At 41.2% G+C, this 10,558-nt stretch carries 11 protein-coding genes; 3 read left to right on the top strand and 8 right to left on the bottom strand.

Annotation, left to right across the window (positions count from 1 at the left end):
- The first annotated feature begins 244 nt into the window (after window positions 1-244).
- Complete coding sequence (locus tag AC3WTL_RS24810; protein ID WP_248348573.1) at window positions 245-2,170, top strand: ATP-dependent DNA helicase; 1,926 nt, start codon at window positions 245-247, stop codon at window positions 2,168-2,170.
- Between the two features lie 35 nt (window positions 2,171-2,205).
- Here AC3WTL_RS24810 and AC3WTL_RS24805 read toward each other — a convergent pair whose 3' ends face one another.
- The 6 genes from AC3WTL_RS24805 to AC3WTL_RS24780 all read right to left on the bottom strand — a co-directional run bounded on the left by AC3WTL_RS24805 (window position 2,206) and on the right by AC3WTL_RS24780 (window position 5,711).
- Entirely contained in the window at window positions 2,206-2,505 is a 300-nt protein-coding gene (locus tag AC3WTL_RS24805) for a metal-sulfur cluster assembly factor (RefSeq protein WP_048007882.1), read from the bottom strand.
- Between the two features lie 11 nt (window positions 2,506-2,516).
- Entirely contained in the window at window positions 2,517-3,572 is a 1,056-nt protein-coding gene (locus AC3WTL_RS24800) for a hypothetical protein (RefSeq protein ID WP_248348575.1), read from the bottom strand.
- Window positions 3,573-3,771: 199 nt separating this feature from the next.
- A complete protein-coding gene (locus tag AC3WTL_RS24795; protein ID WP_163141913.1) occupies window positions 3,772-3,978 on the bottom strand; it encodes a DUF2249 domain-containing protein in 207 nt (68 codons plus the stop codon).
- Complete coding sequence (locus AC3WTL_RS24790; protein WP_248348577.1) at window positions 3,978-4,217, bottom strand: DUF2249 domain-containing protein; 240 nt, start codon at window positions 4,215-4,217, stop codon at window positions 3,978-3,980. The genes AC3WTL_RS24795 and AC3WTL_RS24790 overlap by 1 nt, the downstream gene beginning before the upstream one ends.
- Before the next feature lie 190 nt (window positions 4,218-4,407).
- Window positions 4,408-4,548 (bottom strand): hypothetical protein, encoded by a 141-nt coding sequence (locus AC3WTL_RS24785; RefSeq protein ID WP_197087561.1) that lies wholly within the window; start codon window positions 4,546-4,548, stop codon window positions 4,408-4,410.
- A 2-nt stretch (window positions 4,549-4,550) separates the two neighbouring features.
- Entirely contained in the window at window positions 4,551-5,711 is a 1,161-nt protein-coding gene (locus AC3WTL_RS24780; protein ID WP_492370201.1) for an MFS transporter, read from the bottom strand.
- A gap of 168 nt (window positions 5,712-5,879) precedes the next feature.
- On the opposite strand from AC3WTL_RS24780, the gene AC3WTL_RS24775 reads away from it, so the two are divergent.
- On the top strand, window positions 5,880-7,391 hold the full coding sequence (locus AC3WTL_RS24775; RefSeq protein ID WP_222497935.1) for a carboxypeptidase M32: 1,512 nt from the start codon (window positions 5,880-5,882) through the stop codon (window positions 7,389-7,391).
- 65 nt (window positions 7,392-7,456) lie between these two features.
- A complete protein-coding gene (locus tag AC3WTL_RS24770; protein ID WP_222497937.1) occupies window positions 7,457-8,374 on the top strand; it encodes a DMT family transporter in 918 nt (305 codons plus the stop codon).
- A 34-nt stretch (window positions 8,375-8,408) separates the two neighbouring features.
- Here AC3WTL_RS24770 and AC3WTL_RS24765 read toward each other — a convergent pair whose 3' ends face one another.
- A complete protein-coding gene (locus AC3WTL_RS24765) occupies window positions 8,409-10,064 on the bottom strand; it encodes a b(o/a)3-type cytochrome-c oxidase subunit 1 (RefSeq protein WP_163141924.1) in 1,656 nt (551 codons plus the stop codon).
- Window positions 10,064-10,540 (bottom strand): cytochrome c oxidase subunit II, encoded by a 477-nt coding sequence (locus tag AC3WTL_RS24760; RefSeq protein ID WP_035333556.1) that lies wholly within the window; start codon window positions 10,538-10,540, stop codon window positions 10,064-10,066. Before AC3WTL_RS24760 ends, AC3WTL_RS24765 begins: the two co-directional genes overlap by 1 nt.
- Window positions 10,541-10,558: the final 18 nt, after the last annotated feature.

Below are 10,558 nucleotides of genomic sequence, written 5' to 3'. Positions count from 1 at the left end.
GATAAGGAAAACCCCCACTGATTGAAGTTTCACTTTATAATGAGCAGGGGGCTGCCTTAAAGCACCCCTGTTTTTTTGATAAATTTGCAGGTTTGGCATTATATCTTGACAGTTACTGTATTTGAGATAAAATTATATGATGTTCATTTGATTATTAATTACTGATATATGAAATAATGATAGAACTGAATTCAGGAGCGTCTGGTTTATAGGCGCTTTAACTTTTTAATTACGGAGGGGTAGCATGTCGAACCGGATGCCTTTTGCCGTATCCAAAAGCGAATCTTTTTATGAAAAGCTAAGTGAGTGGATCGGAGATGTTTTTTACGATATATTGCCTGAAGCAGGATTTGAAATTCGGGATGAGCAAATATTTATGGCTTTCCAGCTGGAGAAAGCATTTAAAGATAAAAGTGTTATTTTCGCTGAGGCAGGTGTAGGGACTGGGAAAACGATTGTTTACCTTTTATATGCAATCAGTTATGCAAGGTACATAAATAAACCTGCTATTATCGCCTGTGCGGATGAGACTTTAATCGAGCAGCTTGTGAAAAAAGAAGGTGATATTGCCAAGCTGGAAAAAGCATTAGGGTTAAATATTGATGTCAGACTGGCAAAATCACGCGATCAGTATCTATGCCTAAATAAGCTGGACAAGCTCGTTGCAAATGATGTTCATGATCACTATAATCGCATTTTTGATGATCTTCCGGATTTTGTTCAAACAGGCTCATCCATGCAAAAGTTTGAAAGATATGGTGACCGGAAAGATTACCCTGAATTGCCGGATGAGCATTGGACCAATGTCTCTTGGGATTCAATACAGGACTGTTTCACTTGTGAGAAGCGTCACCGCTGTGGTCAAACTCTCCATAGGGAATATTACCGCAGCGCAAAAGACTTGATCATTTGTTCACACGACTTTTACATGGAACATATCTGGACCAAGGAATCGAGAAAACGGGAAGGGCAGCTGCCTTTGCTTCCTGAGAGCTCATGTGTGGTTTTTGATGAAGGCCATCTGCTGGAATATGCATCGCAAAAGGCTCTGACATATCGTTTTTCCGAGCAGATTCTGGAATCCATCTTAACAAGGCTCATGGCGAATGATGTACGTGAAAAAACGTTAAATATCATTGAAGATGCTATTTACCAGAATGAGCATTTCTTTTTGACACTGTCCATGTCAGCTTCGGGTGATACTGGTTCTGACAAGAAAACGATTGAAAAAACTGCAGATGTTATGAGAGAAGGACGTAAACTGCAGGACTTGATCAATACACTTGAGGAAGAATTAGTATTTGAAAGCGAAATGTATGTCATTAATGAATATGACTTAAAAATTGTTGAAGAATATCTTGAGCAAATCTCATACTCACTTTCATTGTTCCTTAAGGATTTAAAAGGAATCACCTGGTTTGAAGAGAAAAATGGGGAAAGAACCTTGGTTATTATGCCAAGAATGGTAGAAGACATTATGCGGGAAGAAGTATTTTCCCAGAATAAGCCGTTTGTTTTCTCCTCTGCTACACTGTCTGAGAATAAGTCCTTTGATTATATGGCAAAAAGCCTGGGAGTAGACGATTATCTATCCTTTACCGTAGATTCCCCGTTCGACTATGAAGAAAATATGGTCATTCGCATGCCGGAATTTGCAGAGGGATCAGGAACTGCGAAAATGGACTACATTCTCGAACAAGTTAAAGCAACAGAAGGAAGGGCTTTAGTATTATTCAACAATTCTTCTGAGCTGGCAGAATTCAAAGCATTTGTTTCAGGGAAAATAAGTGTACCGGTCTTTTTTGAAGGGGATGCAGAGATAAGCAGTCTCGTATCAAGTTTCCAAAATGATGAGCATTCAGTTCTCTGCTCTGTTCATTTATGGGAAGGTCTTGATATACCGGGCAGATCCCTGGAGAATGTGCTTATTTATGGCCTTCCATTCCCTCCTCACGATCCGGTCTTTACAGCCAAAAGGGAAGGTTCGGCCGATCCTTTCAAAGAGGTTGATCTTCCATATATGATCCTGCGTTTAAGGCAGGGGATTGGAAGATTAATTAGAACACATGAAGACAAAGGGGCCGTTCATATTCTGATGAATAAAAATGAAAATCCTGAAGTCCGCGAAATGATAAAAAAGGTTCTGCCTGCAGAGCCCGTAACAAGCTGAACGAAGGCAGTGCCCAAGCGGGCGCTGCCTTCCCTTTAACCTCTCAACAGCTGATTTGCTTCGGGTGTCATACGAGCAGGAGTCCAGGCAGGCTCCCAGACAAGGTTAACCTCTACATCTGAAAACAGCTCAAGATCTTCAATGCAATACTTAACTCCACTGACTATGCTGTCATGCAGCGGGCAACCCGGTGTTGTAAGTGTCATGGTAATAACTGCCTTGTCACCATCGGGAAAATTAATATCATAAATAAGGCCCAAATCAACCACGTTTATATTCAATTCAGGATCCATAACTCTTTTTAGATTGCTGAGAACTACTTCTTTTCGATTCATGTTAATCCCCCCTATTGTTTTAAAACAGAAATAATCAAATAACAGAAAACAATGCTGGCTCCAGCCGTTACAATCTGGCCGGATAGGAACAGGGCGGGCTGTTCACATACGATGGAGACTGTCACACTGAGTATACCGAGAATAAAGGCGGATAGAACCGGAATGGATGCCTTGTCATTCATCATATCTTTGAGAGAAGGTACACTCCGTTTGCCGATCTCTTTGCTGTATTTCCAGGTCCACCACAAGAATGGCACGATTTTAAACAGATAACCGAGAATGCTCAAAGCTACCCAGAGCATGAGGTATGCAAACACAAGATACCCAACTGTATTTTGAAAGCTTCCGATTAGTGAGCTTATGAATGCTCCCAGGTGGATTGCCAGCCCTGCAGGTATGGCGATAAGAGCATATCGGAATGAATAATCAAGCTTTTTCTTTACTCTTTTCTGCAGGATTTGCAGCATGTGCCAGGTGAAGAAGGCAAATCCGCCAGCCAGGACCATTAAGGCAATAGTAAAAAGGGAATTATTCCCGGTGAAAAAAGAGATAATTGCCGCAGACAGTCCTGCTGCATAAACCATAAACACATATTTGGCAGGCTTCATGCTGTAGCCGTGGGACAAGGAAAACATGGGAACCATTTTATAGGAAAATCCAAAAATCAGAAGTGTAAACCAGCCTGCTGTCCCAAGCAGTATGTGGCTTTTAAAAACTGCCTGGTAATGGGCGGAAATAAATCCGGTTTTCATGCTGAAGACCATATGGATTCCCAATAGAATTGCAGACAGCAGGCTAATTAGTGCAGTTCCTACGAAAAGAGTCAGTACATTGGGCTTTACCTGCTGCCTTAAAGTCATGAACATCTGCAGCAGAAACATTAAGATGCCTGTTAATGTAATGAGCCCGGGCAGCATTGCACCCGCCGGATTATAAAATAGACTATGCGCAAAATATAATATTCCAAAGGCAGTTACAGTAAATTGTGAAAATCCAAATCTTTCATTCCATATAGGGGTAAGAAAGGCCACCGGAACGAGCTGATACATGGCTCCCATTGCTGTCATCAACGCCCAGCCCAATATAAACAAATGAGCCGCTGACCAAATGGCGGGTATACGGAATTGACTGTTAATTATGGATTCCCCTTGAAAAAGAATGAGCGCCATAGATCCTATTAAGCAGAGCAAGCTGAAAAGTATAAATGAAAAAGGAAGTTTTATATTGGTCTCATTTTTTGTATTGGCCAGCAACGCGATCACCTGCTTATTTTTTGATTTCTATTAAAAAGCTTCCGTCTTCCAGTTCGGAAGTTACATGCCTGCAGCCCATTTCGTCCAGCTGTTCATAAAGAAACATGGGCCGCCTGTCATTTATAATTGATAAGGTTTCTCCCTCTGGCAGATCTTCAAGAGCCGCGAGAGTTCTCATCATCGGCTGAGGCGGTTCCAGCCCCCGGTTATCCAGTTTCATTATGACGCACCTCTCTTAGTAAAGATCACTTTCCAATGCTTCTTTTCAATTTCTTCAGCTTTATATTCAAACCCTTTAGCCTTTAATACTCCAAAAAGAGGGATGGGCTTAAACGGGGCATGAAGGATAAAAACATCATCGATATCAAGTTCAGCAATCGCCGACATGATTTTTTGAAACGGCTCAAATTTATTTTTTAAATCCTCTCTTACATCAAGCTCAATAACTTTGTTTTCCATTCTGATCTCTCCTTCTATCGGCTGATGGATTAAATTAATTGCCAATAACTGAAAATCACCTGCCAGTGAGAATCGTTATTAATTACTTTAAGTTTAACAGCGTGAGCTTTTCAAATAAGTGACATATATCATATTTCAGAGAACATTTTTCAATGTACAAATCCAATGGAACAAAAAAAACCGCAGATGCTTACTCTGCGGATTCTTTCTGTTCTTCTATACATTCAAAACAGATGGTTTCATTTTTTTCATTATGGACTCCGTTGAAGAATCCATCAAGACAGTATAGGTCTTTCCCGCAAACAGCGCAGCAGCCTACTAATTCTTTCATTTTCAGTCACTCCCGCTTTTTAATATTTGAGGGCTTTTCTTTTTAAAGTATATCGACATGCCGTATACAGTTAACAATAAAATGGCTGCGGCGATTAAAAAACCTGTATCGAATGTTACTCCTAAGAAACCTAATATGGTGGAACCGGCTACCACGCCTAATGAAAAAAAGGCATAGAAGAGGCCAAATGCCTTACCTCTTGTTTTTTCAGTTGTATGATTGGCAATAAGGGCATTAATGGATGGGAATAGAAGAGCAAACCCGGTGCCGTAAAGAACCATGCATAAAAACATGAAACCAAGAGAAGATGCTGAACTTAGAAGGATTAATGCGATTCCTATGATCAGCATTCCGGTAAGCATGCTATTGTGATGTTTATACTTATCAAAGATTTTATTAATGGGCAGCAGAAAAATAAGAATTGCAGTTATTCCAAAAGTGCTTAATAAGATCCCGCTGTACATCGCATCAATTTGTAGAGCTTTTACCTGAAGAGGAAGAAGGTAGGCAAGTGTCCCTTGAGCAAACATGAGAGAAAAGGCTCCTAAATAGCTTGCTGCGAGCATAGGATTCTTAAGTAATGGAAGCATTTTTTCATGGGAGTTCTCTTTTTTTACATTTTTCAGAGTTCCTGCCGGCAGAAACAGAAAGGCGAGGACTGCGCTGCTGATCATGGTTGCCGCTATAATTAAAAAGACCCAGTTTATAGTGTAATTGGACGCAATCACCGCCCCAAAAGCCGGTCCTATAATGGCTGAACAGCCGACAGCAGCGCCTGATACAGCCATTTTTCTTCCTTGTTTTTCTGAATTTCCGATGTTTGAAATGATTGTGAAAGCCGCAGGGACCAGGAAGCCTCCAAATAACCCGTGAAAAAATCTTACTGAAATTAAATGCAGGGGTGATTCAGCAAATGTATACAGTACTAATATAATTCCAGTTAAGGTTAGGCCGGACACCAAAACTCTTTTTGCTCCGCTTTTATCGATCCAATAGCCGGCTAAAATATTGCCAATCATATTCGAGAAGGAATACATCCCAACAATCATTCCTGCAAATGCGGGTGATGGATTAAATGTCATGGCAAAGGGGCTCATTATAGGAAGCTGAGAAAATGTATCAATAAATGCTGCAATAACGATAAAGTAAATCAAATATTTCATGCTATCTCTCTTTCCGGTTAGTTCACTTTCCACTATTATAACTCTTTGGCAGCCAGGTGAAAAAGAAAAGCAGCCAAAGGGCATAGTTTAAGAAAAAGATTATAGAGACTGCCTTTTCAGAAAAATATGATAAAATGATACTGTAGTAGATACAAAGGGGGAAAAATTGTGGCAGAATCACTAAAACAGACAGAACAGCAATTCCTTGATTATGTCAAAAAAATGATGGCCTATAATGAAGCGATCGGGCTGATGTATTGGGATATGCGGACAGGCGCACCCAAAAAGGGAATGGAACAGCGCTCCGAAGTGATTGGAATGATCTCTTCAGAAGTTTTCAGAATGTCCACTTCTGAGGAAATGGCAGCATACATAGCGAAACTTTCAAGCCGGGAAAATATTTCTGAAGTAACATTGAAAACATTGGAAGAATGCAAAAAGGATTATGACCGGAATAAAAAAATTCCTGCAGAGGAATATACCGAATATGTCATCCTGCAATCCAAGGCTGAAAGTATTTGGGAAGATGCAAAGGCAAGCTCAGATTTTGAAATGTTCCAGCCTTATTTGGAAAAGCTTGTTGAAATAAATAAAAGATTCATTTCTTATTGGGGATATGAAGGAAACAAATATAATACACTGCTGGATATGTATGAACCTGGCGTAACCGTTGATACGCTTGATCAGGTGTTCGGGCAGCTGAGGGAAAAAATTGTTCCGCTTGTTCAGCAAATCTCTGAATCACAGAATAAACCGGACACCAGCTTTTTATTTGAACACTTTGCCAAGGATAAGCAGCGGGATTTCAGCCTTAAAGTTCTTGATCAAATGGGCTATAACTTTAAAGCGGGACGTCTCGATGAAACTGTTCATCCTTTTGCAACAGGTTTGAATCCTGGTGATGTCCGAGTGACCACCAAATATGATGAAGCTGATTTCCGGACAGCTGTGTTTGGCACGATTCATGAAGGCGGGCATGCTCTTTATGAACAAAATATTTCTTCTGACCTGGTTGGAACTCCGCTGTGCTCTGGAACATCAATGGGAATTCATGAATCACAGTCATTATTTTATGAAAACTTTGTCGGAAGACATCGTTCTTTCTGGAAAAAGAATTATGACCTTCTTAAAGAATATGCAAACGGTCAATTTGATGATGTGTCAATAGATGCTTTTTATCGTGCAATTAATGAATCAAAGCCTTCATTAATCCGTATTGAAGCAGACGAATTAACATATCCGCTTCATATCATTATCCGTTATGAAATTGAAAAAGGCTTGTTTAACGATGAAATTGAAGTTAAAGACCTGCCAGCGATCTGGAATGAAAAATATGAACAATACCTCGGAGTAAAGCCAGAAAATAACGGAGAAGGCGTTCTGCAGGATGTTCACTGGGCAGGGGGGAGCTTTGGTTATTTCCCTTCATATGCTTTGGGTTACATGTATGCAGCACAGCTAAAAAACAGCATGTTAAAGGACTTGCCAAACTATGATGAATTACTTGAAGAAGGCAATTTAATGCCAGTCAAAGAGTGGTTTACTAAGAATGTGCACCAATTCGGCAAAATGAAAAAGCCGCTTGAAATCTTAACTGAAGTCACCGGGGAAGGCCTGAATGCCCAGCATTTAATTGATTATCTGTATGATAAGTACGGTAAGGTGTATCAGCTGAAATAAGTGTTTAATCATAATTTGTGTAAGAGGGTGGTCTCAGCCATCCTCTTACTTCATGGAGAGACATAATGAAGAAATTACTTCCATTTCTAATGATTGCGTTAGGAGCAAGTCTTTGGGGCATTATTGCTATATTTGTTAAAGGGCTCGGGGAATATGGATTCTCAGCTATGGAAATCGTGGCTGTAAGAGTGTTTTTTGCGGCCATATTTCTCGTTCTATTAGGGATAATGCGTTTCCGGAACTGTTTTAAACTGGAATCTGCCACTGACATCCGGTTTTTTGCTGGTACCGGGATACTGAGCATCGTCTTTTTTAATTATTGTTATTTCACAGCAATGAACCAGATCAGCATTTCATTGGCAGTCGTTCTGCTTTACACCGCTCCTGCATTTGTGACTGTATTATCCTGCCTGTTTTTAAAGGAAGGGATAAATCTAAGAAAGATTGCAGCTGTGGCAGGCACCATTGTGGGCTGCATATTAGTTGCCGGATTATCAGCAGGCAGCAGTGATATTACACTGCTTGGAATTTTGACGGGATTAGGTGCCGGGTTCGGGTATGCGCTTTATACCATCTTCGGGAAATTTGCGTTAAGAAAGTATCATCCTTTTACAGTTACGCTTTATACATTCCTGGTTGCTTCGGTATTTCTGATCCCGGTAACAAAGCTATGGACAAAAGCTTCAGTTTTTTTGAACGCTGAAGTTTTGTTTCTTAGTATGGGTTTAGGGTTTGTGCCTACGGTTCTCGCCTATTTTGTTTACACATGGGGACTGGAAAAAACAGATGGGAGCAAAGCAGCTGTAATCGCTACAGTCGAACCAGTCGTTGCCATGCTTTTAGGAGTGACACTTTACGGGGAAAATCTTGGTGCAATCCAGATTGCCGGTGCTTTACTGATACTTAGTTCGGTTATTATTGTGAATCTGCCTGCAAGAAGGAAAAATACGGGACTGACAGCTGAGAGCAAGTTAGAACATTAAAACACTCCGGTCCAATTTAGACCGGAGTGTTTTTTTACCATAACTTATATCCCTTGGCCCCTGGGGGTGCGTTTTGAATTAAATCGATAAATGGAATGGTGTAGGCAAATAGAATAAGAACAACAGTAATTCCGAGCCATAGCTTCCAGTTTTCGAATACCATCGGTGCTTTTTCGGCTTCTTCAGCCGCTTCTCCGACAGGGAACTCCTGCTCGCCCTTTGGTGCGAAGAATGCAAGGTTGATAAAGATATAGATCATTAATATAATGCCAATAAAGAGAATAGAACCGCCGATTGCCTGTGCAACCTGGTATGGAATCCATTCTGCTGCTTGTGCTGCTCCGCCATATTCAGAATATGATGAACGGCGCGGTGCTCCAAGCAGACCGACAGCATGCATGGCACCGGACATGAATGTCATTCCGATTGACCAGATAACTGCCTGGATGATCCCTAATTTATTCATTGCTTTGGTTAATGTTCTTCCAGTCAGATGAGGAATAAGCCAGTAAGAAACCCCAAAGAATGTAAGTACTACAGAAGTTGCCACTGTTAAGTGAAAATGACCGGTTACCCAAATCGTGTTGTGAACTACCTGATTCATCTGGTGGGAGGCGTTGACGATCCCGCCTGCACCCGCAGGGATAAAGGCTACCATCCCAATGAAAGGAACGACAAATCGCGCATCTCCCCATGGAAGCTTCTTCACCCAGCCGAATAACCCTGTAGCCCCTTTAGAACGGCCAAAGCTTTCGAAAGTAGCAAATAAAGAAAATGCAGTCATTAAAGATGGAATGACAACAAGGAATGTTAAGATAACCTGCAGGAATTTCCATGCCGGATCAATTCCCGGCTCCATTAATTGATGGTGAAATCCGACAGGGATTGAGAACAGCAGGAATAATATAAAAGACAAACGTGCCAATGAATCAGAGAAAATTTTTCCGCCGATGACTTTTGGAATGACAACATACCACGCCATATAAGCAGGCAATAGCCAGAAGTATACAAGCGGATGTCCGAAATACCAGAATAGAGTTCGGCTGACGCCGATATTTACGGTTTCTACAAATCCCAATGACCATGGAAGAAGCTGGAAAAGAACGGTAGATGCTACACCGATTGTTGCCACAATCCACATCATTGTATTGACCAATGACATGAAGGTTAATAACGGACTCGGCTGGCCAGGATTTTTCCTGCGCCATTCTGCATACTTCATAATGATTGCTGCCCCGTCAATCCAGCTTCCCACTATGACAAGTGTTAAACCGATATAGTACAATGCATGTGCCTGAAGAGGAGCATAGAAAGTATAAAGAACTGTAGCCTCATTCAGCAGGATCATAACAGCTGCAAGAACAGTTCCCGCTGTCATCAGCCAAAAACCGATCCAGCCGGTAATTCGCTGTTTATTTGTAAGGGTCCCTGATGTTTTGCTTGTTGCAGCTAACTGGAAGCCCATTATAAAAAAAGTAGTAAGTACAAGTCCCAATACAACACCGTGAACCGTGAGGATCTGGTAATACCCGATGCCTGCCGGGAGCTCGAATTTACCGGAGCGGACCAAAGTCTGCAATAATCCGGCTAGGCCGCCTATTGCTAAAGCTGTAAAGGCAACGAAAAAGTGAGCCATTGCCAATTTTGCGTCGCGAGGGTCAACTTTTAATTTTGCTGAAGGATTAAACATTATTCCACCACCTTAATTTTAGACGACATCATGTGGTGACCAACACCGCAATATTCATTACATACAATTAAGTATTCGCCTGTTTTATCAAATGTTGTCACATGTTCACTGATATAGCCGGGTTCAAGCATCATGTTGATATTCGATCCCGCAACTTCAAAACCGTGGACGACGTCTTTGGTTGTAGCGATAATTTTCACTTTAGCCCCATATGGAACCTCTACTTCAGCTGGGCTGTAGGAAAACGCAGATGCTACGTATACCAATTCGTAATCCCAATCTTTTCCTTCTACCTTTTTCAATCCAGGCTCATTAAATGGAACGGTAGTATCGACCTTTTCAGGGTCAATGGTTGCCAAACAGCTTGGAGGCTGATTGCCCAGGTAAAATGCGCTGACTCCCAGTACTGTTAGGAAAACAAGCAGTGATCCAATTCCAAAAATGAGCCAGGCTTTTTCAAACTTATGCATATGCATGGCTTTTTCCCCCTTCTA

The sequence above is a fragment of the Cytobacillus sp. EB106-05-05-XG126 genome (assembly GCF_058791715.1).
This window is presented reverse-complemented; position numbering and strand designations above follow the sequence as displayed.

What these genes read in the sequence shown, in the direction of transcription:
- AC3WTL_RS24810 (WP_248348573.1), top strand. Translation starts at nt 245, where the DNA reads ATGTCGAACCGGATGCCTTTTGCCGTATCCAAAAGCGAATCTTTTTAT.
- AC3WTL_RS24800 (WP_248348575.1), bottom strand. Translation starts at nt 3,572, where the DNA reads ATGACAGCAATGGGAGCCATGTATCAGCTCGTTCCGGTGGCCTTTCTT.
- AC3WTL_RS24770 (WP_222497937.1), top strand. Translation starts at nt 7,457, where the DNA reads ATGAAGAAATTACTTCCATTTCTAATGATTGCGTTAGGAGCAAGTCTT.
- AC3WTL_RS24760 (WP_035333556.1), bottom strand. Translation starts at nt 10,540, where the DNA reads ATGCATATGCATAAGTTTGAAAAAGCCTGGCTCATTTTTGGAATTGGA.
- AC3WTL_RS24785 (WP_197087561.1), bottom strand. Translation starts at nt 4,548, where the DNA reads ATGAAAGAATTAGTAGGCTGCTGCGCTGTTTGCGGGAAAGACCTATAC.
- AC3WTL_RS24780 (WP_492370201.1), bottom strand. Translation starts at nt 5,711, where the DNA reads ATGAAATATTTGATTTACTTTATCGTTATTGCAGCATTTATTGATACA.
- AC3WTL_RS24805 (WP_048007882.1), bottom strand. Translation starts at nt 2,505, where the DNA reads ATGAATCGAAAAGAAGTAGTTCTCAGCAATCTAAAAAGAGTTATGGAT.
- AC3WTL_RS24790 (WP_248348577.1), bottom strand. Translation starts at nt 4,217, where the DNA reads ATGGAAAACAAAGTTATTGAGCTTGATGTAAGAGAGGATTTAAAAAAT.
- AC3WTL_RS24765 (WP_163141924.1), bottom strand. Translation starts at nt 10,064, where the DNA reads ATGTTTAATCCTTCAGCAAAATTAAAAGTTGACCCTCGCGACGCAAAA.
- AC3WTL_RS24795 (WP_163141913.1), bottom strand. Translation starts at nt 3,978, where the DNA reads ATGAAACTGGATAACCGGGGGCTGGAACCGCCTCAGCCGATGATGAGA.